The organism is Thermus antranikianii DSM 12462, assembly GCF_000423905.1.
In the GTDB taxonomy this organism is placed as follows: domain Bacteria; phylum Deinococcota; class Deinococci; order Deinococcales; family Thermaceae; genus Thermus; species Thermus antranikianii.
Genome location: NZ_AUIW01000012.1, coordinates 1 through 26838 on the forward strand (window position 1 = coordinate 1; position 26838 = coordinate 26838).

The 26838-nt window shown below is 63.1% G+C and carries 24 protein-coding genes, 3 tRNA genes and 1 pseudogene; 18 read left to right on the plus strand and 10 right to left on the minus strand.

Annotated features, from left to right (window positions below):
* From G584_RS13220 to G584_RS0108500, 11 genes and pseudogenes are all read left to right on the plus strand, one after another.
* A pseudogene (locus G584_RS13220) lies at positions 1 to 1005 on the plus strand (ISAs1 family transposase); the annotation flags it as partial.
* Positions 1006 to 1031: 26 nt separating this feature from the next.
* Positions 1032 to 2783, plus strand: a complete 1752-nt coding sequence (locus G584_RS0108450) for an ABC transporter substrate-binding protein (RefSeq protein WP_028494243.1) — start codon at positions 1032 to 1034, stop codon at positions 2781 to 2783.
* A 55-nt stretch (positions 2784 to 2838) separates the two neighbouring features.
* Positions 2839 to 3822, plus strand: coding sequence for an ABC transporter permease (locus G584_RS0108455; protein WP_028494244.1), 984 nt, complete (start codon positions 2839 to 2841; stop codon positions 3820 to 3822).
* An 8-nt stretch (positions 3823 to 3830) separates the two neighbouring features.
* Positions 3831 to 5186, plus strand: a complete 1356-nt coding sequence (locus G584_RS0108460; RefSeq protein ID WP_028494245.1) for an ABC transporter permease — start codon at positions 3831 to 3833, stop codon at positions 5184 to 5186.
* 72 nt (positions 5187 to 5258) lie between these two features.
* Positions 5259 to 6278 (plus strand): ABC transporter ATP-binding protein, encoded by a 1020-nt coding sequence (locus tag G584_RS0108465; RefSeq protein ID WP_028494246.1) that lies wholly within the window; start codon positions 5259 to 5261, stop codon positions 6276 to 6278.
* Positions 6275 to 7258 (plus strand): ABC transporter ATP-binding protein, encoded by a 984-nt coding sequence (locus G584_RS0108470; RefSeq protein WP_028494247.1) that lies wholly within the window; start codon positions 6275 to 6277, stop codon positions 7256 to 7258. Before G584_RS0108465 ends, G584_RS0108470 begins: the two co-directional genes overlap by 4 nt.
* Before the next feature lie 48 nt (positions 7259 to 7306).
* Positions 7307 to 7933 carry a CBS and ACT domain-containing protein gene (locus G584_RS0108475; protein ID WP_028494248.1) on the plus strand — a complete coding sequence of 209 codons (627 nt, stop codon included), beginning with the start codon at positions 7307 to 7309 and terminating at the stop codon, positions 7931 to 7933.
* Complete coding sequence (locus G584_RS0108480) at positions 7927 to 9054, plus strand: acetoin utilization protein AcuC (protein ID WP_028494249.1); 1128 nt, start codon at positions 7927 to 7929, stop codon at positions 9052 to 9054. The genes G584_RS0108475 and G584_RS0108480 overlap by 7 nt, the downstream gene beginning before the upstream one ends.
* A 4-nt stretch (positions 9055 to 9058) precedes the next feature.
* Positions 9059 to 9256 (plus strand): sulfur carrier protein TtuB, encoded by a 198-nt coding sequence (ttuB, locus tag G584_RS0108485; RefSeq protein ID WP_018111835.1) that lies wholly within the window; start codon positions 9059 to 9061, stop codon positions 9254 to 9256.
* Position 9257: 1 nt separating this feature from the next.
* Positions 9258 to 10223: a tRNA-5-methyluridine(54) 2-sulfurtransferase gene (gene ttuA, locus G584_RS0108490; RefSeq protein ID WP_028494250.1), complete on the plus strand. Its 966-nt coding sequence runs from the start codon at positions 9258 to 9260 to the stop codon at positions 10221 to 10223.
* Positions 10224 to 11053: 830 nt separating this feature from the next.
* Complete coding sequence (locus G584_RS0108500; protein WP_169378090.1) at positions 11054 to 13378, plus strand: PKD domain-containing protein; 2325 nt, start codon at positions 11054 to 11056, stop codon at positions 13376 to 13378.
* A 197-nt stretch (positions 13379 to 13575) separates the two neighbouring features.
* On the opposite strand, the gene G584_RS0108505 is transcribed toward G584_RS0108500, so the two are convergent.
* Positions 13576 to 13652: transfer RNA gene (locus tag G584_RS0108505), tRNA-Val, on the minus strand.
* Between the two features lie 6 nt (positions 13653 to 13658).
* Positions 13659 to 13733 (minus strand) — tRNA-Cys (locus tag G584_RS0108510).
* 83 nt (positions 13734 to 13816) lie between these two features.
* On the opposite strand from G584_RS0108510, the gene G584_RS0108515 reads away from it, so the two are divergent.
* Together G584_RS0108515 and G584_RS0108520 are read left to right on the plus strand one after the other, a co-directional pair.
* On the plus strand, positions 13817 to 15250 hold the full coding sequence (locus G584_RS0108515) for an ATP cone domain-containing protein (protein WP_028494253.1): 1434 nt from the start codon (positions 13817 to 13819) through the stop codon (positions 15248 to 15250).
* Positions 15243 to 15581, plus strand: a complete 339-nt coding sequence (locus G584_RS0108520) for a hypothetical protein (RefSeq protein ID WP_028494254.1) — start codon at positions 15243 to 15245, stop codon at positions 15579 to 15581. Before G584_RS0108515 ends, G584_RS0108520 begins: the two co-directional genes overlap by 8 nt.
* Here G584_RS0108520 and G584_RS0108525 read toward each other — a convergent pair.
* From G584_RS0108525 to G584_RS0108540, 4 genes are all read right to left on the minus strand, one after another.
* Entirely contained in the window at positions 15554 to 15850 is a 297-nt protein-coding gene (locus G584_RS0108525) for a hypothetical protein (protein ID WP_028494255.1), read from the minus strand. The two genes, G584_RS0108520 and G584_RS0108525, sit on opposite strands and share 28 nt — an antisense overlap.
* The gene (locus G584_RS0108530; protein ID WP_028494256.1) at positions 15850 to 16164 is read right to left on the minus strand and encodes a hypothetical protein; all 315 of its coding nucleotides are present in this window, start codon (positions 16162 to 16164) and stop codon (positions 15850 to 15852) included. Before G584_RS0108530 ends, G584_RS0108525 begins: the two co-directional genes overlap by 1 nt.
* A 12-nt stretch (positions 16165 to 16176) precedes the next feature.
* Positions 16177 to 17232 (minus strand): threonine synthase, encoded by a 1056-nt coding sequence (gene thrC / locus G584_RS0108535; protein WP_028494257.1) that lies wholly within the window; start codon positions 17230 to 17232, stop codon positions 16177 to 16179.
* Positions 17233 to 17322: 90 nt separating this feature from the next.
* On the minus strand, positions 17323 to 18321 hold the full coding sequence (locus G584_RS0108540) for a homoserine dehydrogenase (RefSeq protein ID WP_028494258.1): 999 nt from the start codon (positions 18319 to 18321) through the stop codon (positions 17323 to 17325).
* Positions 18322 to 18370: 49 nt separating this feature from the next.
* Between G584_RS0108540 and queG the strand changes: the two genes are divergently transcribed.
* Positions 18371 to 19519: a tRNA epoxyqueuosine(34) reductase QueG gene (gene queG, locus G584_RS0108545; protein WP_028494259.1), complete on the plus strand. Its 1149-nt coding sequence runs from the start codon at positions 18371 to 18373 to the stop codon at positions 19517 to 19519.
* Here queG and G584_RS0108550 read toward each other — a convergent pair.
* Entirely contained in the window at positions 19427 to 20131 is a 705-nt protein-coding gene (locus G584_RS0108550) for a metallophosphoesterase family protein (protein ID WP_028494260.1), read from the minus strand. The two genes, queG and G584_RS0108550, sit on opposite strands and share 93 nt — an antisense overlap.
* 69 nt (positions 20132 to 20200) lie before the next feature.
* Between G584_RS0108550 and lnt the strand changes: the two genes are divergently transcribed.
* Both lnt and G584_RS0108560 read left to right on the plus strand, forming a co-directional pair.
* The gene (lnt, locus tag G584_RS12505) at positions 20201 to 21532 is read left to right on the plus strand and encodes an apolipoprotein N-acyltransferase (RefSeq protein ID WP_028494261.1); all 1332 of its coding nucleotides are present in this window, start codon (positions 20201 to 20203) and stop codon (positions 21530 to 21532) included.
* A tRNA-Leu gene (locus tag G584_RS0108560) sits at positions 21511 to 21597 on the plus strand. The genes lnt and G584_RS0108560 overlap by 22 nt, the downstream gene beginning before the upstream one ends.
* Before the next feature lie 54 nt (positions 21598 to 21651).
* On the opposite strand, the gene G584_RS0108565 is transcribed toward G584_RS0108560, so the two are convergent.
* The 3 genes from G584_RS0108565 to G584_RS0108575 are packed head-to-tail and all read right to left on the minus strand — an operon-like array spanning position 21652 to position 24677.
* Complete coding sequence (locus G584_RS0108565; protein ID WP_028494262.1) at positions 21652 to 22449, minus strand: class I SAM-dependent methyltransferase; 798 nt, start codon at positions 22447 to 22449, stop codon at positions 21652 to 21654.
* Positions 22440 to 23084, minus strand: coding sequence for a class I SAM-dependent methyltransferase (locus G584_RS0108570; protein ID WP_028494263.1), 645 nt, complete (start codon positions 23082 to 23084; stop codon positions 22440 to 22442). The genes G584_RS0108565 and G584_RS0108570 overlap by 10 nt, the downstream gene beginning before the upstream one ends.
* Positions 23085 to 23090: 6 nt before the next feature.
* Positions 23091 to 24677, minus strand: a complete 1587-nt coding sequence (locus G584_RS0108575; protein ID WP_028494264.1) for an alpha-amylase family glycosyl hydrolase — start codon at positions 24675 to 24677, stop codon at positions 23091 to 23093.
* 112 nt (positions 24678 to 24789) lie between these two features.
* Here G584_RS0108575 and G584_RS0108580 point away from each other — a divergent pair, with 112 nt between their 5' ends.
* On the plus strand, positions 24790 to 26139 hold the full coding sequence (locus G584_RS0108580; RefSeq protein ID WP_028494265.1) for an alpha,alpha-trehalose-phosphate synthase (UDP-forming): 1350 nt from the start codon (positions 24790 to 24792) through the stop codon (positions 26137 to 26139).
* Positions 26136 to 26825, plus strand: a complete 690-nt coding sequence (gene otsB, locus G584_RS0108585; protein ID WP_028494266.1) for a trehalose-phosphatase — start codon at positions 26136 to 26138, stop codon at positions 26823 to 26825. Before G584_RS0108580 ends, otsB begins: the two co-directional genes overlap by 4 nt.
* Positions 26826 to 26838 lie beyond the last annotated feature (13 nt).

The following is a 26838-nucleotide window of genomic DNA, read 5'->3' on the forward strand; positions in this document are numbered from 1 at the left end:
CTTGGTGGCCTTTCTCGCCCGCGTGGACTCCCTGCGCGGCGTGGAACGTTTCGCCCGGGCCAACCCTCACCTCTTGCCCCACCTGGGCCTGCGCAACCCCCCGGGCCACACCATCCTCACCCTCCTCCTTCACCGTCTGGACCCAAAGAAGCTCCAGGAGGCCCTCCTCCAGGTCTTCCCCGAGGTGGACCTGGGAGGGGTCCTGGTGGTGGACGGGAAGCACCTCCGGGGAAGCGGCAAGGGGAAGAGCCCCCAGGTCAGGCTCGTGGAGGTCCTGGCCCTGCACCTCAAGACCACCCTGGCCCAGGCCCGGGTGGAGGGGAGGGAGGACCAAGCGCTTCTGGAGCTCCTGGACCGCCTGGGGGCGGAGGGGCTCAAAGGGAAGGTAGTGGTGGGGGACGCGGGGTACCTGTACCCGGAGGTGGCGGGGAAGGTGGTGGAAAAAGGGGGGCATACCTCTTCGTCCTGAAGGCCAACCAGGGGGAACTGCTGGAGTGGGCTCTGGAGGTATTCAAGGGGATGGAGGAAAGGCGGCTTCCCGGGGAGACGGAGTCAGCTTGGGAGGTGGTGCGGGACGGGGAGGTGTGGACCTACCGGGTCTGGGCTTCCCCTTATCTGCCGGATGCGCTCTTGGCCTTTCCCGGGTGCCGACAGGTGGTGCGGGTGGAGCGGGAGGTGGTGCACAAGGGGACGGGGGAGGTACGGCGCGCGGCGAGCTACGCCCTCACCAGCTTGGGAGCCGAGGAGGCGGACGCGAGGCGGCTTGGGGAGCTTCTCCTTTCCCGGTGGGAGGTGGAGAACCGGTCCTTTTGGGTACGGGACGTCCTCCTCCATGAGGACGCCTGCCAGGTGCGGGGCGTGGGGGCGCAAGTCTTGGCGGTCCTCCGGGCCTTTCTGGTGTCCCTGCTGTACCGCAGGGGGGTGCGGAAGAAGAAGGCGGCCCTGGAGACCTTCTCCTTCCATCCCCTCTCCGCCCTCAGGTTCCTGGGGCTCTATGCGGTATAACGGTCAAGTCTGAGGAGGCAGACGATATGAGAAGAGCCTTGGCAGCTTTGGTGGGCTTTATAGCCCTGGCGGGGGTAGCCAGCGCCCAGCCCTTTGTCTGGCCCCAGAAGTGGACAGTGGCCAAGCCATCTGAGGTGAAGCGGGGTGGCACCATCCGGGAAGCGGTGATCTCGGACTACCGGACCTTTAACCCCTTCATCACGGCGGAGGCGGGCAATGTTCCTAGCCTTCTCGCTGGGCCTATCGGTTTGGTGCGCCGTGACCCCACCACCGGGGACTGGATCCCTTACATGGCGGAGTCTTGGACCGTAAGCCCCAATAAGCTGGAGATCACCTTCAAAATCCGCCGAGGGATGAAGTGGTCCGACGGCCAACCCATCACCGCCGACGACTGGATCATGACCTGGCGCATCCACACGGATAAGGCGGTGGGGTCCAATAGTTATGACTCCTTCTTCATAGATGGGAAGCCCATCACCCTGCGCAAGATTGACGACTACACCATCCGCTTCATCTATCCCAAGACGGATGCGGAAGCCTTTGCCGTGGCCAGCTTTGCCCCTTGGCCGGCCCATATCTTTGGGCCCGTCTACCAAAGGGAGGGGGCAGAGGGCATCAAGAAGATGTGGACCCTGAACGAGAAGCCGGAAAACATTGTTTCCGGCGGGCCTTGGCTCATCGAGAGCTACCGCCCGGGTGAGCGCCTGGTCTTGAAGCGTAACCCCGCCTTTGGCGAGTGGAACAAGGATGAAGCGGGGAACCCCTTGCCCTATCTGGACCGCCGTGAAATCCGTATTGTCAAGGACACCAACGCCCAGTTGGCGGAGTTCCTGGCGGGGAACATCGACCTCATGGCCCCCGCCACCGTGGACCACATCTCCCAGATTCGCCAGGCCATCCAGCAGGGCCGCCTGGACGCCACCATCAAGGTGAACGCTTCCCCGGTGGCCAGCAGCCAGTTCATGGTCTTCAACTGGAACAAGGCCTCGGATCCCTTCAAGCAAAGCCTTTTCCGCTCCGACAAGTTCCGGCGGGCCATGAGCCACATCGTGAACCGCCAGGCGGTCATCGACATCGTCTATGGCGGTCTGGGCACCCCCATGTACAGCAGCGTCTACCCGGTGCTCACCCAGTGGGTGAACCCCAAGGTGCCCAAGTACGAGTACAACCTGCAGCAGGCGGCCAAACTCCTGGCGGAGCTGGGCTTCACCAAGAAGGATAGGGACGGCTACCTGGTAGACTCCAAGGGCCGGAGGCTTGAGTTCAACCTTTCCACCAACGCCGGTAATGTTCAGCGGGAGCAGATCGCCAAGCTCATCGTGGACGAGGCCAAGAAGGTGGGGGTGAAGGTGAACTTCACCGCCATCGACTTCAACACCCTGGTGGGGCAGCTCCTTTCCTCCGGTCCTGACCGGCCCTTTGACGCCATCATCATCGGCCTCACCGGCGGTGGTCTGGACTGGCCCTTTGGTTCCAACGTGGTGCCCTGCAAGGGCAACCTGCACATGTGGAACAAGTCGGGCCAGTGCCTGGATCCCAGGGAAACCCAGCTGGACGCCCTTTACTCCCGGGGCCGCACCGAGCTTGACTTCAAGAAGCGGGTGGAAATCGGCTACCGCATGCAGGAGATCGAGGCCCAGCTCCTTCCTGTCATCTACATCGCCGGGCCCAACTACCACCCCGCCTGGAACAACCGCCTGGGTGGGGAGCACCCCGATGCCATCATCAGCAGCATCTGGGGCCAGCGGCAGCTGGAGCTGACCTTCATCAAGAAATGAGCTAGCCGTAGGGTATCCCCGGGGTCTAGCGGCCCCGGGGATCCTTTGGGAAGCCATGACCGCATACATCCTTCGCCGAATCCTTTACCTGATCCCCACCTTCTTCGGGGCTACCTTCCTGGCCTTCCTCATCATCCAGCTGGCCCCGGGGGATTATCTGACCCAGCTGGAGCTGGATCCCAAGGTGACCCCAGAGACCATTGCCCGCCTTAGGTCCCAGTTTGGCCTGGATCGGCCCATCCATGAGCAGTACCTCCTTTGGATGCATAACCTTTTGCATCTCAATCTGGGCTATTCCTTTGCCTACCAGGCCCCGGTGCTGGACGTTATCTGGCCCCGGGTGGTCAACTCCATGGTCATCGTGGTGCCGTCTACCCTGCTCCTTTTCCTGGTAGCCATTCCCGTGGGAGTCTATGGCGCTTTGCGCCAGTACTCCGTTGGGGACCGAGTGATTTCCTTTTTAGCCTACATTGGCCTGGCCATCCCCAACTTTTTTCTGGCCCTTATCTTCATGTACCTGATCCTTCAGGTCTACTTCCGCACGGGAGTGATGGTTTTCCCGGTGTCGGGCATGACCAGTAGCGGTTTCGAGCAGTTCGACTCCTGGAAAAAGATCTTGGACATCGCCTGGCATGCGGTGATTCCTATCATCGTGGTAACCACCAGTGACATCGCAGGTTTTTCCCGGGTCATGCGGGGGCAGATGCTGGAGGTTCTCTCCCAGGATTACATCCGCACCGCTCGGGCCAAGGGCTTGGCGGAGCGGGTAGTGGTCTACAAGCATGCCCTTAGGAACGCCGTCATCCCTTTTGTGGCCAACATAGGCGGCATTTTGCCTGGGCTGATCTCAGGAGCAGGGTTGGTGGAGGTGGTCATGGCTTGGCCTGGGATTACTCCGCTTCTTCTTGACTCCTTGCAGCAACAAGACCTTTACATGGTAGCTGGCTTCCTAACCATAGGTTTAGTCCTCCTGATGGTGGGTAATCTGCTTTCCGACCTCCTTTTGACCTGGGTGGACCCCAGGATTCGCTACGAGTAGGGGGCTCTATGCGGGCATCTGCTGTCAAAACCCACCAAGCGCAAAGCCTCACCCAGGTGGCCCTGCGCCAGTTCCGCAAGCACCCGCTGGCGGTTTGGGGTCTCAGGATCCTTCTGGTGCTTTACACGTTTGCCCTTTTTGCCGGTTTCTTCACTCCTTACGATCCCAACTATTATGAGCTTTATCCCCCAAAGGGCCACCATCCACCCACTCGGATCCATTTTGTGGATCCGGAAACGGGGCGGCTTAGCCGACCCTTTGTCTATGCCACCAAGCGGAGTATTGACCCCATTTCTTTGCAGCCACGCTACGAGGAGGATCCATCCCAGGGAAAGTTCTACCTGCGCTTTTTCGTGCGCACCCCTGAGCAACCCTACACCATTCTCAGGGTATTCCGCTCCGATTTGCGCCTTTTCGGGGTGGATCCCCCAGGCCGCATCTTCCTGATGGGTACGGATAACTTTGGCCGCGACCTTTATAGCCGCCTGGTCTATGGTGGGCAGGTTTCCCTCACCATTGGCATTCTCTCAGCCCTGGTTTCCTTCGTCTTGGGGCTGGTGCTGGGAGGGATCGCTGGATATTTCTCCGGCCGGCCCTTTGCCCTCTCCTTGCCTCTTCAAGCGTGGCGAGGGCGGGGCTTGCTTTTGGGGCCTCTTTCTTGGGCCGTCTGGGGGGGGTTGGCCTTCGGGGCCTTGTACTTGGCTTGGGCGTACTACACGCTTACCGGCCTTGGGGTTCTCCAGATTTTGGCGGCGTTAGCTGCCTTATGGTTTGCCTATTTTCTTGCTAGAACCCTGCCTTTTCGTCCGCTTCTCCTAGACCCGGACAACCTCATCATGCGCCTGGTGGAGATCATCGCCGCCATTCCCACCCTTTTCCTCCTTATTTCCTTACGGGCGGTATTCCCCACCAACGTTGACCCCCTTTTCACCTTCTACCTGGTGGTAGGGCTTTTGGGCTTCATCGGCTGGGGGGGGTTGGCCCGGGTGGTGCGGGGAATCGTCCTCTCCGTGCGGGAGATGGACTACGTGCAAGCGGCAAGGGCCTTGGGAGCCTCGGATGCCCGGATCATTGCCCGCCACGTGCTGCCGGCTACCGCAAGCTACATTATTGTCAGCCTTTCCTTGACCATCCCGGGTTTTATCCTGGGGGAAAGCGGGCTTTCCTTCTTAGGGCTTGGGGTCACGGAGCCCTACACCAGCTGGGGGCTTCTCCTGCAATCGGCCCAGCAGGGCGGTTTTGCTAGTTTTGTGGATCGTCCCTGGGTGCTTTGGCCGGGGTTTTTTATCTTCGTGTCCATCATGGCTTGGAACTTTGTGGGGGATGGTCTGCGGGATGCCTTTGACCCCAGGCGGAGGCAGTAGGCCCTTCTCTTTTGACCCGGTATGGCGTATAACGGATGAGGTGTTTAGACGGCGGTGCTCAAAGGAGTACGCATGGATGAAAAGCGGTTACTGGAGGTGAGAGACCTTAAAGTCCACTTCTTCACCGATGACGGAGTGGTGAAGGCGGTGGACGGGGTTTCCTTCCATGTGGACAAAGGGGAAACCCTGGCGGTGGTGGGGGAGTCGGGCTCCGGGAAGAGCGTGACGGCCCTCTCTATCATGCGGCTCATTCCCACGCCTCCGGGTAGGATCGTGGCCGGGGAGATCCTCTTCCGCGGCAAGGACGGGGAGCTCCGGGACCTGACCAAGCTGTCCGAGGCGGAGATGCGGAGGATCAGGGGCAACGACATCGCCATGATCTTCCAGGAGCCCATGACCTCCTTGAACCCCGTGTACACGGTGGGGGACCAGATCGCCGAGGCCATCATGCTCCACCAGGGGAAAAGCCGCAGGGAAGCCATGGAGCTTGCGGCCCACATGCTGGACCTGGTGGGGATTCCTGAGCCCAAGAAGCGGCTTGCCAACTACCCCCACCAGATGTCCGGGGGAATGCGGCAAAGGGTGATGATCGCCATGGCCCTTTCCTGCAATCCCTCCCTCCTCATCGCCGACGAGCCCACCACGGCTTTGGACGTGACCATCCAGGCCCAGATCCTGGAGCTCATGAAGAAGCTCCAGGAGGAGATCGGCATGAGCATCCTCTTCATCACCCACAACCTGGGGGTGGTGGCGGAGATGGCGGACCGGGTGGTGGTGATGTACGCGGGGCGGGCGGTGGAGGAGGCGGACGTGGTGCCCCTTTTCAAGGATCCCCTGCACCCCTATACCCAGGGGCTTCTGCACTCCGTGCCCCGGCTGGACCTGGCGGCGGAGCGGAGGGAGCGCCTCGAGGCCATCCCCGGCAATGTGCCCAACCCCTTGTACCTGCCCCCCGGTTGCGCCTTCCACCCCCGGTGCAAGCACTATGTGGAAGGCCTTTGCGACCGGGAGGTGCCGCCCCTAGAGGACACGGGTGACGGCCGCCGGGTGCGGTGCGTGCGCTGGCGGGAGATCCGGGAGGTACGGGCATGAAGGAAAACCATGTCCTCCTGGAAGTCCGGGACCTGAAGAAGTACTTCCCCATCCGCGGCGGGATTCTCTCCCGGGTGGTGGGAAGCGTCAAGGCGGTGGACGGGGTTTCCTTCGCCATCAAGAAGGGGGAGGTCCTTGGCCTGGTGGGGGAGTCGGGAAGCGGCAAGACCACGGTGGGCCGGACCCTGCTCCGCCTCATCGAGCCCACGGGGGGGCGCATCCTCTTCGATGGGCAGGACATCACGGACCTGCCCAAGGACAAACTCCGCCCCTACCGCCGCCGCATGCAGATCATCTTCCAGGATCCCTTCAGCTCCTTGAACCCCCGCATGACCGTGGGGGACATCATCGCCGAGCCCCTCATCATCCACGGGATCGGCAAGACGCCCCAGGAACGCACGGAAAGGGTGGCGGAGCTTCTTAAGCTGGTGGGGCTTTCCCCGGACCACATGCGCCGCTACCCCCATGAGTTCTCGGGCGGCCAGAGGCAAAGGATCGGCATCGCCCGCGCCCTTGCGGTGGCCCCGGACTTCATCGTGGCCGACGAGCCGGTTTCCGCTCTGGATGTGTCCATCCAGGCCCAGGTGGTGAACCTCCTCCAGGACCTTAAGGAGGAGCTGGGCCTGACCCTCCTCTTCATCGCCCACGACCTGGCGGTGGTGGAGTACATCTCCGACCGGGTGGCGGTGATGTACCTGGGCAAGGTGATGGAGGTTGCCTCCTCGAAGGAGCTTTACCGCAATCCCAAGCACCCTTACACCGAGGCCCTGCTCTCGGCGGTACCCATCCCCGACCCCACGGTGAAGCGGGAGAGGATCGTCCTCCAAGGGGATATCCCCTCGCCCATCAATCCCCCTTCCGGATGCGTGTTCCGCACCCGCTGCCGCTACGCCCTCCCCGAGTGCGCCCAGGTGGTGCCGGAGCTTAAGGAGGTGGCTCCCGGCCACTATAAGGCCTGCATCCGGGACGACATCTTGTAGGTTTTGGGGATAAGGCCCCGGCGGATCCCGCCGGGGTATACTTTTTTCATGTTGGTCCAGGACGTGATGCGCTTCCCCGTGATCACGGTGGAGCCCGGGGTGACCCTCGAGGAGGCCTACCGCCTCCTTTTGGAAAAGGGCATCCGTCACCTGCCGGTGATGGAGGAGGGAAGGCTGGTGGGAATCATCACCGACCGGGATATCCGCCTGGCCACCAGCCACCTAAACCCCAAGGGACCTTGCCCCGGGTGCACCCGCGTGGCGGAGGTGATGACCCAGGAGGTGGTCACCGCCCATCCTCTGGATCCCGTGGAGGAGGCCGCCCGAGTGATGCGGGAAAGGAAGATCGGCTCCCTGCCCGTGCTGGAGGATGGCGCTTTGGTGGGGATCGTCACGGGGATTGATCTTTTGGATGCGCTCCTTAAGCTCACCGGGGTCACGGAGCCCTCGGGCCGCCTCGAGGTGCGCCTCCCCGATCGCGTGGGGGAACTGGCCCGGCTCACGGGATTTTTGGCGGGCCGGGGGATCAACATCCACTCCCTCCTCTCGTATCCAGAGGATGGGGACAGGGTGCGGGCGGTGGTGCGGGTGAATACCTTGGAAACCCACCTTCTTGCGGAGGGGCTACGCCAGGAAGGATTTGAGGTGCTCTGGCCCCCCAAGAAGCCATGGTGATCTACCGGGACGAGTACCGCCTGTACAACTTCGGTCCCAGCCACCCCTTCAGCCCGGTGCGCCTGGAGATGCTCACCTCCCTTCTTCAAGCCCTGGGGGTGTGGCGTGAACCCCTGGTCCCGCAAGAGGCCACCCGGGAGGACGTGCTTTCCGTGCATTCCGAGCGCTTGGTGAAGCGGGTGGAGGCGGTAAGCCGGGGGGAGAGGGTGCCCGATTTGGAGCATTACGGCTTGGGCACGGGGGACACCCCAGTCTTTCCCGGCATGGACCGGGCAGCCAGGATCCTGGTGGGGGGCACCCTGGAGGGAGCCCGGCGGATCCTGGCCGGGGAGAAGCGGGTGCTCCAGCTGGGCGGGGGTCTACATCACGCCCAGTACGACCGCTCCAGCGGCTTTTGCGTGTACAACGATCTATCCGTGGCCATCCGCCACCTGACCCGCGCTGGGCTTCGCGTGGCCTACTTGGATATAGACGTCCACCATGGGGATGGAGTGCAATGGATCCACTACGAGGAGGAGGGGGTCCTGACCCTGAGCCTCCACGAGTCGGGGCGCTACCTTTTCCCGGGAACGGGCCACGTGCACGAGATCGGGCGGGGAGAGGGGGTGGGGAGGAAGCTCAACCTGCCCCTGGAGCCCTTCACCGAGGACGAAAGCTACCTGGAGGTCTTTGAGGCCCTGGTGCCTTGGGCTCTTGGGGCCTTCCGCCCGGATGTGCTGGTGGTGCAGGCAGGGGCCGATGCCCACTTCCTGGACCCCCTGGCCGACCTCCTCCTCACCACCCGGGCCTACGCCCGCCTCTTCCCCCTCATCCTGCAGTACGCCGAGGCCTACGCCGGGGGCAGGGTCCTCTTCACCCTGGGGGGCGGGTACAGCCTGGACGCCACCGTGCGGGTCTGGGCCCTTCTCTACCACGTCTTCCACGGCCTTCCCCTCCCCGAGCGCCTGCCTGAGGGGTGGCTCAGGACCTGGGAGGCACGGCTCGGCAAGCCCCTCACCCCCACCCTGCACGACCCCGAGGGGGCCTACCCCGAGATTCCCCGGAAGGGGGAGATTGAGAAGCGCAACCGCCTCACCCTGGAGCGGCTCACGGAGCTGGTGCGCCCCTACCTGCTAGACTAGCGGGGTGAGGGTCGTTCTGCGCCTACCCGAGCGCAAGGAGGTGGAGGTCCGGGGGGATAGACCCCTTAAGGAGGTCCTCCGGGAGCTGGGGCTCAACCCGGAGACCGTGGTGGCCGTGCGGGGGGAGGAGCTCCTCACCCTGGAGGAGCGGGTGGGGGAGGAGGAGACCATAGAGGTCCTCTCCGCCATCTCTGGAGGCTAGGATGGTCTGCAAGGTCTGCGGGGAAAAGGCCCAGGTGGAGGTGCGCTCCCGGGGCCTGGCCCTTTGCAAGGGGCACTACCTGGACTGGTTCGTGAAGGAAACCGAGCGGGCCATCCGCCGCCACCGCATGCTCTCCCCGGGGGAGCGGGTGCTGGTAGCCGTCTCCGGCGGCAAGGACTCCCTGGCCCTATGGGATGTCCTCCACCGCCTGGGCTACCAGGCGGTGGGCCTGCACCTCCAGCTGGGGATTGGGGCCTATTCCGAGAGGAGCCTCGAGGTCACCCGTCGCTTCGCCCAGGAGCGGGGGCTGGAGCTTTGGGTGGTGGACCTCAAGGAGGCCTACGGCTTCGGGGTGCCGGAGCTGGCCCAGCTTTCGGGGCGGGTGGCCTGCTCCGCCTGCGGGCTTTCCAAGCGCTACATCATCAACCAGGTGGCGGTGGAGGGGGGGTTCAGGGTGGTGGCCACGGGCCACAACCTGGACGATGAGGCCGCGGTGCTCTTCGGCAACCTCCTCAACCCCCAGGAGGATGCCCTGGCCCGCCAGGGGCCCCTCCTGCCGGAGAAACCGGGCCTGGCCGCCCGCATCAAGCCCTTCTACCGCTTCAGCGAGCGGGAAGTCCTCTCCTATGCCCTCCTGAGGGGTATCCGCTACCTGCACGAGGAGTGCCCCAACGCCAAGGGGGCCAAGAGCCTCCTTTACAAGGAGGCCCTAAACCTGGTGGAGCGGGAGATGCCCGGGGCCAAGCTGCGCTTCCTGGAGGGTTTTCTGGATAGGATCCAGCCTCGCTTGCAGGTGGCCGAGGAAGTGCGGTTGCGGGAGTGCGAGCGCTGCGGCTACCCCACCACGGGGGCGGTGTGTTCCTTCTGCCGCATGTGGGATGGGGTGTACCGGCGGGCCAAGAAGCGGCGCCTTCTCCCGGAGGAGGCCGAGTTCCACCCCCTGGCGCCGGTGGCGCGCCTGGGATAGGAAAATCCCCCGGGGCTGCTTCCTAGGGTTGTTGGTGGGCGGGGGGTGACTAAGTTTAGGAGGCCTGGGGAAAACCGATGACGGTTCCCTCCCCTGGGCTTTCGGCTCCACCCTCACAAGATCAAGGTGGGATGGTGCTACTATCCTCCCCCATCGTGTCCCCCCGGGGGCTGGCATAGTGCCTCGAGGCCCTCGAGAAGGTAACGCTTCAGGGGCATAAAGCCTAGGAGTGCAAGAAGCGCTCCCCCTACGAGCAAAGGGGGTTCTAGATGCAAAACCCCCAGCCAAAACAGAAAAACCCCCGTGCCCCAGGGAAGCACCAGAAGGGTTACCCACTGGAAGCGGTAGGAGCCCCACCATAGGGGAAAGCGGAGGGAACTTCTGTTCAGGAGCTCTCCTCCCAGAAAGAAAGCTCCTAGGGGAGGTAGGAATGCGAGGGCTGCCTTGGGACCCTTCTCGATCCAGGACCAGAGAAAGCCCATAAGCATGATGAGGAGCGTGAGGAAGGGTACCCTATGCCGGCGCCTGGTTAAGAGGGATTTATAAGGAGTAGGGGCCCAAAAGAGGATGGCGTAGGCGAGGAGGGGAGGGAAGAGGGCCGAGAGGTAGAACAAACAGGCCGACATGGAGGTTAGTTTACGGGGTGACTCCCTGCGGTTTAAGAGTTTTGTAAGTCGATGGTCCTACCATAAGGGTTAACGAGAGGTGGTATCCCTCTCTCGGCCAGGGTTTCGGGCAACGCCTGGTGCGTGGGTTCGGAGCCCAGTTTTGGGAACAGGAGGTGACGGTCAATGGTGGCTCGGGTTCTTCTTGGGGTCTTGATGGCAGGTATGCTGGTGCTCGCGGGTTGTGGAAGGCAAGCAGCGGTACCTCCTCCTCGCAACTACTTTTCCGAATTTTTCCAGCAGGCGAGCATCCCGGTGAATGCTGTAACGGTAAACGTTCAGCTTCCCACTAGCCTTCAGCTTGCGGTCACCAGCGGCCTTAAACCGACTCCCGTGCAAACCCTGAGTGCGGGTTCCTATTTGGTGGGAAGCCCTGAGGGCTTCTACTCGGTTGCAAAGGCTTACAGCGTGCCCAAGAACGACGAAGATCCCATCCTTCTGCTGGGGGCGGCCCTTATCAAGCCGGGAGACAGGCAGGTGGCCATTGATGTAGAGAGCACGGCCATCCACATGGTTGCTTACTGGGACTGGATAGACTGGGTGATGCTTGGTCTTCCCTCCCTAGAGGCGGCCGAAAACCTGGTGCGGCAGCACCCCCGTTACGGTGAGCTGGTAGGCAGGATACGAGATGCGTTGCTACGTAACCAAAGCCCCTATGAGGACGAGGAAATCATTTCCCTTAGTGCTGAGATCGCAGGTGATCTTGTCGCTGACCGGATTGTCAGCCTGCCGAACACAGTAGAGCCTCAGACCCAGCATCGAGCGCTTCCAACCCTCAGCTTTGTTGGGAGCGGCCTCGAGGTGACCAATAACACTGCCATCACATGGGCTGTAGGCTGGATGGATTATAATGAAGAACGCATTCTCTTCTCGAGGGCCGAGATTCTCCCTGAGGCAGATTTGTCTTTACGGTGGCTTACGGGTCCTTCCAAAAAGGTGTTGGGCCTCTCTGGTTCTCCAGGAGATAGATACCTGCTATGCCTGGTGCCTTCAGCGCCTGGGGGCTGGGCTCCAACCAACGGGAATTTCCCCCTCCAGGATCTCCTGCATGTCCTAAACGGTGAAGCCACCAGGAGGGGGTGGGTTGAGGCTGGGCTTCTGGCGGCGGGGTTTATTCCAGGGGTGGGTGTAGTTGCGGACTTTGCGGATGCAGCCCTGGACCAGGATGTGGTGTCGATGTTAGCTGCAACTGCCAACGCTGGAGTGGAGGTTTACTTACACGATGTAGATAGAAGTATACAAGAAACTCAAGACAAGCTAAACCTCCATAGGATAAAGCTCCAGGCCGCAAGAGATGCTCTGGATAAAATACGTGCGGAACTCGGCGACCCAAACCTGAGAAAGAGTGAGGATGCCCAGTGGAAGAAGCTTGCGGATAAGTATAAGGCTCAATTGATAGAATTGCAGGAAACTTACAAGAAAATGGGCAAACTTTCTGGCAGCCTCTTTAACCAAGATGGAAGCGTAAACAAAAGATATTACTCATTAGTCGGTGAGCCTGTGCTAAAGTGGGAAGCAGGAAGCTTGCGTAGGCAGATTGTTCTTGAGGAATGGGCGGCACAGCGGATTGAGCAGAAATTAGGAAGACTCAAGGGCATCAAGTCTTTCGGGCGCTTCTTGGTGGTGCCTTCAGTTTTCGATGCCCTGGCTTTTGTCTACGACGTCGTGGCCTACAGCAACCTCTATGCTTGCTACGAGGTGCGGACAAATTCCCGCGGCATCCGCTACACCTTGGGTCCTAACATGGAGGTCACACCCGCCCAAATCTCCAATGGTAAGAAGGATGAAACTTATGTCTTCCGCATCAAGGTTCTGCACCTGATAGAGCAGACGGCCAACTTCTCCCTAAGCTGGAATTTCGGTGATGGCGCCACGGGAAGCCGGAATGTTAGTGCTGGGCGTAGTCCTCATGAGGAAAGCATTTCCCACGCTTACAAGGATTCTGGTGCCTACGGGCTAACCATTCAGCTCACTGCAGGGGCAAACAAGGTTAGCCAGGTGATTCCCATTTACATTGAGATGCCCGAGCAAAGCAACGATTACAACCTGAACATCTGCAATGTCTGGCGGGCTGCCAACAGCGGGGGTTACGGGATTACCCGGGACGATTGGGATATCAGTGCCATTCCCGATGGGGCTGTATTCGACATCGCCTTTGACACATACTCCATACCCGACCGCATCTTTGTGGAGTACCCCGTGGGTACACAGGTACTCGATACGGGTTGGCGGGGTGATAGTTGGTACAACGGCGATCCCAAGTACCCTGGGGGCATCTCTGGGCCGGGCATGGGGCAGTTTGACAACATCTTCCGCAAGATAGCGGGACAGGACACCTTTAGGGTGATAGTGGTGGGGCCTGATACGGGTACTGCCTGGGACTACCGCATTCGTTGCCGTACGGGCACGTCTTCTCAGTCTCTGGGTCCAGCCGAGGTATCCCCTGATCCCGAGGTCCAGCGCCTCTTCCGCCCCAATCCCGAGCGCTAGCGGGCTTTAGCCCCGCAACGCCTCAGCCCTCCACCCCTTGGGGTGGTGGGGGGTTGGGTTTTCTCCGCCCCCTTGAGGGGCGATGGGGAGGTTCAAACGTCGGCATTCCTCTCCACGGGCCCACAGGTGCACGGGGAGGCTAGGGAGTGGGTCCAGGTAAACCCAAGACAAATCCCCGGGCGTTTCCCGGGGGTTCTTGGTGGGCGCGAGTGGACTTGAACCACCGACCCCTACCGTGTCAAGGTAGTGCTCTGGCCACCTGAGCTACGCGCCCATGCTTTGGAGGCGCCGGCCGGATTCGAACCGGCGAATGGAGGTTTTGCAGACCTCTGCCTTACCACTTGGCTACGGCGCCAAGCCGTAAGGTATGGTAGCACGCGGGGAAAAGGCCTGTCAAGAAAGGCCATTCTCATGAGTAAAGTGCTATGATGCCAGAGAATGGCTGAGGTTTTTGTTCGCCTGCGCAGAGGAAGGTGGCCTCTTTCCAAGGGGCTTCTGGTGGAGGCGCTTTTGCCCTTGGGGGTGCCCCTCGAGGCCGCCCAAGCCGTGGCCCACACCGTGGAGGAGAGGTTGAAGGCGGAGGGGCAGCTGGCCGTGCCCCCTCGGGTCTTGCGCCGGGTTTTCTTGGAGGAGGTGGCCCGGGCCCTGGGGGAGGAGGTGGCGGATAGGCTTTCCAGGCAGACCCTTCCCTTTGAGGAGATCCTGGTGCTCCAGGGGAGGAAGCGCCGTCCCTTTTCCAAAGGGCTTCTGGCGAGGAGCCTCGAGGAGGCGGGTTTTTCCTTGAAGGAAGCCCACGACCTGGCCAAGGAAGTGGAAGGGTATCTCAGGCAGGAAGGGGTCAGGCAGATCTCCGCCCGCCGCTTGGAAGAGGTGGTGGCCCAGGTGGTGGGCCGGGCCCTGGGCAAGGGGGCTCGCAGGCGCTACCTCCAGCGCCAGGCCTTCGCCGGGGAGCTTTTCGTGGAGGAGGAAAGCGGCGAACCTCGGATGCCTTTCTCCAAAGGTATCCTGGCCCAGTCCCTGATGGGCATTGGCTTTTCCCCCGAGCGGGCATACGGGCTTGCCCGGGAGATGGAAAGGGCCCTGCGCCAGGAGGGGCGGAGGGTAATTCGGCGGAATGAGCTTCGGGAAAGGGTGTACCAGGCCCTTCTAAAGGAGGCGGGGGAGGAGGTGGCCAGGCGGTACCTGCTCCTTAGAAGCCTGAGGCGAAGCGCCCGCCCGGTGCACATCCTCATCGGTGGGGTGACTGGGGTGGGAAAGAGCGTGCTGGCCTCGGCCCTGGCCTACCGCTTGGGCATCACCCACATCGTCCCCTCCGATGCCGTGCGGGAGGTCTTCCGGGCCTCCCTTTCCCAGGATCTCCTTCCCACCTTGCACCTTTCCACCTTTGAGGCCTGGAAAGCCCTTCTGCCGGACCTGAGCGGGGAGGAAAGCCATGAGGTGCGGGTGATGCGGGGCTTTTTGGACCAGGTGGCCCGGGTGGCGGTGGGCTTGCGGGCTATTCAGGAGCGAAGCGCCCTCGAGGGGACCTCCATCGTTCTGGAAGGGGTTCACGTGGTCCCCCGTTACCTGGACCATCCTTACCGGGAGCGGGTCCTCACTGTACCCATGCTGGTGGTGCTTCAGGACGAGAAGCTTCACCGGGACCGCTTTCTCCTTAGGGACCGGGAGACGGCCCACGCCCGGCCGCAGGAGAAATATCTCACCCATTTCGCCGAAATCCGCCTCATCCAGGAGCACCTCCTCCGCTGGGCCCAGGAGGAGGGGATCCCCGTCATCCCTGGCGAGGATCTGGATGAGGCGGTGGAGAAGGCCTTGGAGGTCCTGGTGGCCTACCTCGAGGCCCATAGCTCCCGGGAGGTGGCCCGTGCTTGAGGTGCTGGGGTTTTTGCTCCTCCTCTTCCTGGCCTTCCGCTGGCAGAACCGCCTTCCCCTCTGGGCCTTGGGGATCTGGGTTAATCTCATCTGGTTTATGTATCAAAACGAACTGGGCTCGGGGTGGCTGGCCTACCTAAAGGGCCTTGGTGCAGGAATCTTCCTGGCGGCGGGTTACGGCAGGCCGGGCTTGGTCTGGGCCCTCACCCCTTGGCCCCTCCTCCTCTACTTGCGCCTGGATGTTCGGGAACTCCTCCTTTACCTACCCTCCCTGGGGGAGGGGATGCTCCTTGGAACCCTCCTCTACCTGGCGGGCTTTCGCAAGCGGTAGACCAGGTAGGGAAGGCCTATCCCCAGGGCACCTCCTGTGAGGAAGGGGATGGGGTGGCCGAAGAGGAGCTGAAGGAGGAAGAGCAAGGCGAAAAGCCCCACAAAGAAGGGCACAAGAAAGGGCTTCTCCCCATAGGCGACGCCCATGGTGCCCACGAAGAGGCCCACGGCCAGGGCCATTCCCTCCTGGTTGGGGCGTAGGAAGAGGAAGTAGGTGTAGGCGGCCACACCCAGGAAAGCCAGGCTTTGGGATAGGCGGTTAGGGTTCATCAGGTCCAGTTAAAGCGTTTGACCAGCACCTGGGAAAGGGCCAGGGCCACCCCGCCCCAGGCCACCTGGGGCTCCTGCCCCAAAAAGCCCATAACCGCGGAGAAGACCCCCGCCAGGAGGAAGAAGGGGACATACCTCGGGTTTACGGTGAGGCCCAGGACGAAGGCCACCAGGAACCCCGCTATCCCGGGGGGAAGGGTGGCTCCCAGGACCATAAAGAAAAGCATGAGGGCGATGGTGATGGCCCCTGCCAGGTAGTAGGCTCCGGGGAAGGGCTCCTTGGGCCTTTTGGGGGTGCTCTTGGCCTCGGACATGGCCCAAGCTTATCACAATAGCCCCGCGGCCTCGGCCACCGCCTCGAGGTTCGCTGGCACCGGGGGTAGAAGCTTGGCCACTTTTTCCGCCGTGGCCGGGTCCTTGAGGCCGTGGCCCGTGAGGGTGAGGACCACGGTGCTTCCCGGATCCAACCGGTCCTCCCTGAGGAGCTTCCACACCCCGGCCATGGCGGCGGCGGAGGCGGGCTCGCAGAAGATCCCTTCCTCCTGGGCCAGGTAGCGGTAGGCGAGGAGGATTTCCTCGTCTGTCACCGCCTCTATCGTCCCGCCGGATTCCTCCTTGGCCCGCATGGCTCCTTGCCAGCTGGCCGGGTTGCCGATGCGGATAGCGGTGGCCAGGGTTTCCGGCTTCTCCACAGGCCGCCCCAGGACTAAGGGGGCAGCGCCCGCCGCCTGGAAGCCCAGCATCCGGGGGAGGCGGCTCGTCTTGCCCAGGGCGTGGTATTCCTTGTAGCCCATCCAGTGGGCGGTGATATTGCCGGCGTTGCCCACGGGCAGGGCGTGGTAGTGGGGGGCATCCCCCAGCTCGTCCACCACCTCGAAGGCCAGGGTCTTCTGGCCTTCCAGGCGGTAGGGGTTCAAGGAGTTCACCAAGGCCACGGGATAGGCCTCGGTGAGGGCCTTGGTAAGGGCCAAGGCCTGGTCAAAGTTGCCTTCGATTTGGATAATCCGCGCTCCATGGACCAGGCTCTGGGCCACCTTGCCCAGGGCCACGTAGCCCGCGGGCAGGATGACGATGGCCCTTATCCCCGCACGAGCGGCGTAGGCGGCGGCGCTGGCGGCGGTGTTTCCCGTGCTGGCAGCCGCCACCGCCTTCGCCCCTTCCTCCACCGCCTTGGAAACCGCCAGGGTCATGCCCCGGTCCTTGAAGCTTCCCGTGGGGTTCAGCCCCTCGAACTTGGCATAGAGGCGTATGCCCCGTCTTTGGGCTTCCTCAGGGCCTTTTAAGGGTATCAAGGGGGTGGAGCCCTCCAAAAGGGAGATCACGGGCGTGTTGAGGGACACGGGAAGGTGGGCCCGGTACCGTTCGATGAGGGGAAGCCGCATGGGGATATGTTTCCCCCTAGGGGGCTAAGCCGTCAAGGGTTCCGGAAAGCCTTGCTCACGGGGTGGAGAAGGTCCAGGAAGGGCACGCCCTTATTCTACCCCGGGGAAGGGGGTTCCCTCTTCCGTGGGAGGCTTTGGGGCCGGGGCGGGCAGGTGGCCCAGGTGGCCGGAGAGGAAGCGAAAGAGGTCGGCGAGGAGGCCGCTGGCCGTGGCCCCGCCCCCGGCTCCCGGTCCCGTCACGAAGACCTCGCCCAGGGGCCTTGCCCGCACCCACAGGATGTTGCCCTGGGCCCGGGCCAAGGGGTGGTCCTGCGGCAGGCGCCTGGGGGCCACCGCCGCGCGCCAGCGCCCACCCTCCCCGTAGAGGCTTGCTACCAGGCGTACTTTTTCCCCTTGGGCTTGGGCGGTTTGGAGGATTTCCGGGGTGAGGCGGGTAATGCCCTGGGTTTTCACCTCCGGGAAGGGGAAAGCAGGGTCCACCAGAAGCCTGGCCAAAAGGGTGAGCTTGTGGGCGGCGTCTATGCCCTCCACGTCCAGGGTGGGATCCGCCTCGGCGTAGCCCAGACGCTGGGCCTCGAGGAGGGCTTCCTCATAGGTCCGCCCCTTTTCCATCTCCTGGAGGATGTAGAGGGTGGTGCCGTTCAGGATCCCGTGGAGCTCTACAAGCTGGCTTCCCCTGAGGGTTTCCAAAAAGGATAGGGCCGGGGTGCCGGCCATGACGCTGGCCTCGTGATAGATGAGCCCTTCCTCAGCGAAGGGGCGCAGGGCCTCCCAGGCCTCCGCCAGAAGGGCCTTGTTGGCGGTGATGAGAGGGATACCCGCTTCCAGGGCCGGGCGGACCAAGCTGAGGGGGGCTTCCACCCCACCCATGGCTTCCACCACCACGTCCGCCTGCAGGAGGTCCATGGGTTCGGTGTGCAGGAGTTCGTCGGGGATGGGCCTGGGCTTGGTCCTATCCCGCACCAGTACCCCCAGAAACCGAGGGGAGAAGCCCAGGGCATGGAAGTCCTCGAGGCGCTCCTGGACCAGGGTGTAAAAGGCGCTACCCACGGTGCCTCCGCCCAGGAGGGCGATCTTCACCTCTTCCATGCCGGGGATTATACCGGCTTCCCCTCGGCCTTTGCCCTACAGTGAAGCCGTGGAGGCCCGCCCGCTTCTAGAGGAAGCCCTTCGGGAGCGGGGGCTTCTTTACGCCTGGGCGCCCCTGGCCATACCGGAGGAGGCGGAGGGCCGCTTCCGGCGCTTCCTGGCCGAGGGACGGCACGGGGGAATGGCCTATCTGGAACGAGGCGTGGAGGCTCGTTTCCACCTGGAGCACCGCTTTCCCTGGGCGCGAAGCGCCCTGGTGGTCTTCGCCCCCTACGCCTACCCTGACCCCGGGGTGCCCAAAGGGGGAATCCGGGTGGGCCGGGTGGCCCGTTACGCCTGGGTCCGGGACTACCATCTGGTTCTGGGGGAGGAGGTCAGGGCCCTCGAGGGCCTGGCCCGAAGCCTGGGCGTAGAGGCCAAGGGGTACGTGGACCACGGGCCTATCCCCGAGCGAACCCTGGCCGCCCTTACTGGGATAGGCTGGATTGGGAAAAGCGGCATGTTTCTTTCCCAGGGGTTTGGGGTGCACGCCTTCATCGGCGTTCTTCTCACCTCTTTGGAGGTGGAGGCACCTTTCCCGCATCCAGGCCGCTGCGGCCGCTGCACCCGTTGCCTGGTTTCCTGCCCCACAGGGGCCCTTTTAGGGGACGGCACCCTGGATGCCCGGGTTTGCGTGAGCTACCTTACCGTGGAGCATAAGGGCTTCATTCCCCCGGCCCTCTGGCCGGGAATGGGGGAATGGCTTTTGGGGTGCGACCTCTGTCAAGAGGTCTGTCCCTGGGAGCGGTTTGGCAAGGTGTGGCGAGGTTTTCGACCGGAGCCCGAGCTGGCCCATCCCAACCTGGAGGAGTTCTTCCGCCTCTCGGGAAGAGCCTTTCAGCGGAAGTTTGGGGATACCGCCTTCGCCCGTCCAGGGAGGGCCCGCATGGCCCGGAATGCCCTCATCGTCCTGAGCAACCTGGGCTTGGGGGAGGATCTCCTGCGGGAGGCAGCCCAGGATCCCCATCCCTTGGTGCGCCGCACGGCCCTCCATGCCCTTTTTCGGGCTGGCTTGGGGATTGAGGGGTTTCTAAGGGATCCCGATGAGGGGATTCGGGCCGAGGCCTCAGTCCTCCTTGGGGAAGCGCCCGGTGCGGTAGACCCTTTCCAGGACGGGGGGAAGTCCCCAGGCCCTGAGGTCAAAGATGAGGGGGCCTAGGTCGTAGGGCACCTTGAGGAAGCGGACCTCGAGGGTTTCCGTGTCCAGGATCATGGCGTCGGCCCCGGGCTCCCCGCTTAGGCTTAGGCCTACGCTTCCTGGATCGGCTACAAGACCCATGCCCACCCGGCGGGAAAGGGGTAGGTGCCGTCCTCCCAGGAGGAGGACCGCGGCGCTGTACCGTTCCAGAAGCGGCACAAGCTGGTTGGCCGGGCCCAGGAGGTCCAGGTGGCTTTCGGGGTTACCAGGGGTGCCGTGGAAGGCCACCAGGCGTTTTCCTTCATAAGTTTTGCGGTGGGAAAGACGCAAGAAGCGCAAGTAGTTTAGCTCCTTTTCCGAAAGTTGGGACCGAGTCCATTCCAGGGTGGCCTTGCCCACTCCTTCGGGTAAGGTGCCCGGCAGAGGATAGGCGACCCTCAAGTCCCAGGCCCCGGCGATGGCGGGAAGCCCTTCCTTGAGAAGGCGGCGGATGACCTGCTTGGGATGGGGGCCGTAGCCCACCAGGTCCCCGAGCACCAGGACCTCGTCCACGCCTTCATCCCGCAGGGCCTCGAGGGCAGCCTCGAGGGCCGGCAGGTTGGCGTGGATATCCGAGAGGACGCCAAGGCGCACGGGCTCATTCTCCCATATCTCTAAGGCAAACTTCCTGAAAACCCTCCTTCTACCCCTTATGTTAAAGGGGTGCGGTCTTTTCTCTTGGGTCTCCTCCTGGCCCTTACCCTTCCTCCTTTCCCCTTGGGCTTTTTGGCCCCTGGGGTTCTGGCCCTTCTCCTTCAAGGGGGTTTCCGCACGGGCTTCCTCATGGGCCTTGGCTTTTGGGGTTTGCATCTCATCTGGCTTCCTCAAAGCTTCGCCCAGCTTTTCGGCCCCCTTGGGGCTTTGCCCTTCCTTCCCCTGGTACTTTTCAAGGCTCTTTCCTTCGGCCTCCTTTTCGCCCTCACCCCCACACCTCTCGCCCGGGTGGGGGGGTGGGTGGCGCTGGAGTGGCTCACGGAGCAAGGAGACTTGGCCTTCCCCTGGGGTTTCCTAGGCTACAGCCTGGTGGAGGCTCCTGGGCGGGTGCTCGCCGCCTGGGGCGGAGTGTACCTTCTTTCCCTTTTGGCTTTGCTCGTGGCCTGGGGCCTTAGGGAGCGCCGCTACTGGGTTCTGTTGCCCTGGGGGGTGTTGTGGCTTTTCCCTTTGCCTCCGGAAGGGGGGCCGGAAAGGGCCCTTTTGGTTCAGGGGAACGTTAACCCCCTGGCCAAGGTGCAAGGGGAGTTGGATCAGGAGATCTACCTTCGTCTTACCAAGGAAGCTTTGGCCCAGTACCCGGGGGCGGGACTGGTGGTCTGGCCGGAGACAGCGGTGTGGCAGATCCCCGAGGAAGCGAAGCGCCTGCTTCAAGACCGGCTCCTCCTCACCGGCTTGAACCTTTACGGGCCTAACCGGGCGGTTCTCTACCAGGAGGGGCGGGTCCTGGGCCATTACGACAAGGTGCGCCTGGTGCCTTTCGGGGAGCGTTTTCCCTTCCGGGAGACCCTGGGAGGGGTGTATGGGTTTTTCTTCCGCGCCTTTGGCCTAGGGGAGCTGGCGGACCGGACGCCAGGGGACCGGTTGGCTCCCCTTGGTTCCTATGGAACCATGATCTGCTACGAATCCGCCTTTCCCTCCGTGGCCCGCGCCTTGGTTCGGGAGGGGGCGGGGGTGCTGGTCCTCCTCACCAACGATGCCTGGTTTGGGCCTTCCTTCGGCGGCAGGCAGCACTTCGCCCTGGGGCGGCTTAGGGCGGTGGAAACGGGGCGCTGGCTCTTACGGGCAGGAAACGACGGCATCACCGCCAGCGTAGACCCCTATGGCCGGGTGGTGGCCCAGATTCCCCCACGCCAAGAGGGATATCTCCTGGCTCCCTACAGCTTGAAGGAGGGCCGTACCCTTTACGTCCGCTACGGGGACTGGGCGGTGGGGGTAGCGTTGACGCTTTTCCTTTGGGGCCTTATCCTTAGGATGCGCGCGCCGGGGTGGCGGAACCGGTAGACGCGGCAGACTCAAAATCTGCTGTCCGCAAGGACGTGCGGGTTCGAGTCCCGCCCCCGGCACCAAAAAGCCAGGCCCCAGGGGCCTGGCCAAGCCTTTGGTACAGTACCCCCTATTTTTTAGATCCCCTGGGGGTTTTCCCAGAGAGCCAGAGTGAAGTCTTCCTCCTGAAGGATCACGGGCGGGCTTCCTAAGGCCTGCTGGAAGAGGACTTGTAGCCTTTCTGGAGAAAGCCTCCGCTCCAGGGGTGGGCCTTCCTCTTGCTCACGCAAGTCTGTTTGCCCTTCGGGCAAAGCAACTTCTTGGCGGAAGGGCCACTCCAAGACCGCCACCCGCCTGGCCACCCGGGCGGCTTCCCTCAAAGCGGGAATAGGGTCCAGATGGTGGAGGCTCAGGCCGAAGAAGGCCAGGTCAAAGCTTTGGTCCGGGAAGGGGAGGCTTTCCCCGCGGGCCTCCAGGAAGCGGGCTTTCTTCACCTTGGCCCGGGCCACCTCGAGGCGGTCGGACCTGGGGTCCACCCCTACGGTGAAAAGGCCCAGGGAGGCGAAGGCCTCGGCGAAGACCCCGGTGCCCGTGCCGATGTCCAGGACGCTTTGAGCCTTGAGGCCCTCCAGGGCCTTTCGGGCAATCGCCAAGGGAGGAAAGCGCTTGAGGCGCTCGGGCCTGCGGAAGGGGTCCTTGGCCTCGCAGGCATTGGTGAAAAGGGCCCACATCACCGTGGCTCCCTCCATTGCGGCGGCTTTGAAGGCCGCCTCGAGGGCCCGGAAGACCGCCTCCTCTTCCCCGGAAAGCTCCGTGTGGGTGGGGTAGACGCGGTGCTCCACCCCGCTGGCCTCCAGGGTGGAAAGAGCCTGTTCCACCGCTCGGTAGTCCCCCTGCAGAAGGGGATAGAGGGCGAAGAGGACCTTCACCGCCATCTTCCCAAGTATAGGGCCCCGCGGTTTCCTGCCCGCAGGCCTGCCTGATCCGCCTCGGGAAAGGGGGGCTTGGCCTCGGGGGCTAGGAAGACCGCTTCCTCTTCCGCCTCCGGCGGGCCCAGGAGGTCTTTCAGGTCCTCGCGGGTGAGGAAATGGGCCTGGGCCCATGGGAGAACGCCTTTTTCCCCGAGCCTCCGGTACAGGGCTGCCCAGGGGGAGAGGGCCTCGAGGATCCCCACCAAAAGGCTTCCCTCGGGCTTCAGGACCCTTCTGGCCTCAGCGAGGGCTTTCTCCACGTCCTCCACGAACTCCAGCACGGTGAAGAGGAGGACCACGTCAAAGCTTTGCCCGGGGAAGGGGAGGGCCTCCGCCCGCCCTTCTACCCACGTGGCTTCCGGTACCCTCCTTCGCCCCACCTGGAGCATGGCCAAGGAGGGTTCCAGCCCCACCTTTCGGGCATAGGGAAGGCGCTTAAGCCAGTAGCCGGTTCCCGCTCCCACCTCGAGGAGGCTTTCCCCTGGGGGAAGGAGGGCTCTTAGGGCCTTTTCCTCCTCGGCGATGACGAAGGCCCCCAGGGGGGTCTCGTACCAGGCCTCGTAGGCCTCGGCCAAGGGGGCAAAGGGATCCTTTCCCATCCCGCTCTAGCCTAGCCGGACCACCACTCCCTCGTCCGGGCGTAGGCGGAGGGTGTTGCCCACGGCCTCCTCCCGGTCCAGGTGGGTGGAGAGGACCACCCTGCCCTCCTGGGGTAGGTCCAGGGCCTTTTCCCGGTCCGTGAAGTTTAGGGCGATGAGGAGGCCTTTCCCTCGCAGGTAGGCGTAGAGGCCGTTTCTCGCCCAATAGGTGCGGTAGGGGCCGAAGAGGAGCTCGGGGTCTTGGCGAAGGCGGATGAGGCGTTTCACCAGATGGAGCATGGATTTCGGGTCCTTCTCCTGGGCGGCCACGTTTCGCACCGGCCAGTCGGGGTTTAGGGGAAGCCAGGGCTCCACGGTGGAGAAACCCGCGTAAGGAGAGGTATCCCAGGGCATGGGGGTGCGCTCGGGGTCCCGGCCCAGGGTGTGGTAGCCCGCGGGGGTGCGGTCCTTCTGCCTCAAGGCGGCGGGGTCTCGCACCCTCTCCGGGGGGATTTCCCCGTTGGGCAGGGCCAGTTCGTCCCCGTAGTACCAGGTGGGGGTGCCCCGCAAGGTGAAGAGGAGCATGGCGGCCACCCGAGCCTGGGATTCTCCTAGCCTCGAGGCCAACCGGGGTTGGTCGTGGTTGCCCAAAACCCAGTTGGGCCAGTCCCAGGGGGTGAGGAGGCTCTCGTACTCCTCCACGATGCGGGCGATGTTCTCGGGTTGCCAGTTAGGGAGGCCCTCGGTGATCAGGCTGAAGTTGAAGGGCAGATGGCACCCCGCCCGGTAGTAGCGCACCAGGCGGTGGAGGGGAAGGTAGATCTCCCCCACCATGATCCGTTCCCGCCCGGGTTCGCTGAACTCGTCCAGGACAAAACGCATCTCCCGCACATAGGCGAAGGTTTCCGGTTGATCCTCGGTGAAGGTGTGCTCGTGGCGCAGGCGATCGGGAAGACCAGGCCGCCAGAAGGGGCTACCCGGTTCGTCCCGGAAGAGGGGGTCTTTGGCCAAGAGCCAAAGGACATCTACCCGAAAACCATCCACCCCCCGCCGTAGCCAGAAGCGCATGGCCTCATAGAGGGCTTCCCGCACCTCGGGATTTTGCCAGTTGAGGTCGGGTTGCTCAGGTAGGAAGAGGTGGAGGTAGTACTGGCCGGTACCTTCATCCAGGGTCCAGGCGGGGCCTCCGAAGAAGCTTTGCCAGTTGTTGGGGGGGCCGCCATCCGGGCCTGGGTCTTTCCAGATGTACCAATTCCGCTTGGGATTGTTCCGGGAGCTTTTGGATTCCAAGAACCAAGGGTGCTGGTCCGAGGTGTGGTTGGGAACCAGGTCGATGAGGACCTTAAGCCCCAGGGCATGGGCCTCCTTTAAGAGGCGGTCAAAGTCCTCGAGGGTGCCGAAGACGGGATCCACGTCGCAGTAGTCGGCCACGTCATAGCCGAAGTCCCTCATGGGGCTTTTGTAAAAGGGGGAAAGCCAGATGGTCCCCACTCCCAGGTCCTTCAGGTAGGGCAGCCTTCTCCGGATGCCCTCGAGGTCGCCAACGCCGTCCCCATTGGAATCCTGGAAGCTCCGGGGGTAGATCTGATAGACCACGGTTGTCTTCCACCACATGTCCGGAGTTTACACCCCGATGACCTGGGTGTGGAAGGGTTTCCAGGAGGGTCCCTCTGGTTCGTGCATGGAATCCAAGAGCAATTCCGGACCCCGGTTTATACTGACGTTCGTGAGCCTGATCATCGTGGCCAACCGTGCCCCCTTCCGTTTGACCGCCGAAGGTCTGGTTCCCGCAGTGGGGGGGCTGGCCACTGCCTTGTTGCCGGTCCTCGAGGCCCGGGGCGGAACCTGGGTGGCTGCAGCCGAGTGGGGTGAAAAGGGCCGGACGGCGCATCCGAGACAAAGTGCCATCCGCTTGGAGAGGGTTTTCCTCAGCGAGAGGGAGTGGCAAGGCTATTACGGGGGTTTTTCTAACCGGATCCTTTGGCCCCTTTGCCACTACTTCCTGGAGAAAATAGAGCTGAGGCGGGAGTATTTCCAGGATTATCTGCGGGTGAACCGCCGCTTTGCTGAGACGGTGGCCCGCATTCACCGGCAGGGTGATACCGTTTTTGTGCAGGACTATCATCTTCTTCTCCTCCCTGGGCTTCTCCGGGAGAGGATCCAGGGTCCTATAGGCTTTTTCTTCCACATTCCTTGGCCCTCCAGCGGGGTTTTCCGCATTCTTCCCTGGGGCCGGGCCCTGGTGGCGGGGGTCTTGGGGGCGGATCTGGTGGGCTTCCACACCTGGGAGTATGCGGAGAACTTCCTGCGCACTGCCGCCTATTACGGCTTTCCCGTGGAAGGGAACAGGGTGCGGGTGGGAGAGCGTACCGTGCGGGTGGAGGCCCATCCCCTGGGCATAGACACCCATCGGTTTCACGAGCTTTCGCAAAGCCCGGAGGTGGGGGCCCACGCCAGGAGCCTGCGGCGCCTGGCCGGGGTGGACCGTCTGATCCTGGGGGTGGACCGGCTGGACTACACCAAGGGGATCCGGGAAAGGCTTCTCGCCTACGAACGTTTCCTCCAGGCCTATCCTCATTGGCGGGGCCGGGTGGCTTTTTTCCAGATCGCCACCCCGAGCCGCACCCAGGTGGCTGCCTACCGGGAGCTAAAGCGCCAGGTGGACGAGGTGGTGGGGCGGATCCTGGGGAGTTTCTTGCGGGAGGACTGGGTGCCCCTCCGGTACTTCTATCAGACCTACACCCAGGAGGAGCTTTCCGCCTTCTATCGGGCTGCCGATGTGGCCCTCATCACCCCCTTGCGGGATGGGATGAACCTGGTGGCCCTGGAGTACGCCTACACCTCTTCGGAAGGGGTCTTGGTGCTCTCCAACCTGGCGGGGGCGGCGGAGCACCTCAAGGAGGCCCTTTTGGTCAACCCCTACGACCTGGACGGTATGGCGGCGGCTCTGGACAGGGCCTTGCGCATGCCCTATGGGGAGCGGGTGGAAAGGCTTCTGGCCCTGAAGGCGAGGATCCAGGCCCTGGATGCCCAAAGCTGGGCGGATCGCTTCCTCTCCTCCTTGGAGGCGGGATGAGGGTGGAGAAGCCCCTTTTCCTTCTGGACTACGACGGCACCCTGGCTCCCATTGCCCCAAGGCCCGAGGAGGCTTTTCCCCACCCAGGAGCCCTCGAGGTCCTGAGGGCCCTGATGGTCCGCTATCCCCTTTACGTGATCACGGGGAGGCGGGTGGAAGATTTGGCTAGGCTCCTTCCCCTCCCGGGCCTAAGGGTGGTGGGGGGGCATGGCTTGGAGGAGGGCGAGATAGGCGGGGAAAGCCATCCCCTTTTCCCCGTGGACCTCGGCCCCTTGCGGCGGGTGCTTCCCTCTTGCCCGGGGGTTTGGGTGGAGGATAAGGGGTTTGCCTTGGCCTTCCACTACCGGGGGGCGGAGGACGAGGAAAGGGCCCGCGCTTGCCTGGAGGTTTGGCTTGCCGCCCACGAGGATCTTTTGCGGGGCCTGGGCCTTGAGGTCCTCCCCGGTAAGAAGGTCCTAGAGGTGAAGCCAAAGGGCGCGAGCAAGGGGCAGGCGGCGTTGCGCCTTTGGGCAAGGTACCCTGGCCACACCCCCATCTATATCGGGGATGACGCCACCGACGAGACCGCTTTCCAGGTCCTTAAGGGGAAGGGGCTTACCTTTAAGGTGGGCCCAGGGCCTACCCTGGCGGAAGGACGGCTTGAGGACGTGGAGGCAGTCTTGACCTACTTGAAGTCTTACCTCTAGCGGCGCATACTTG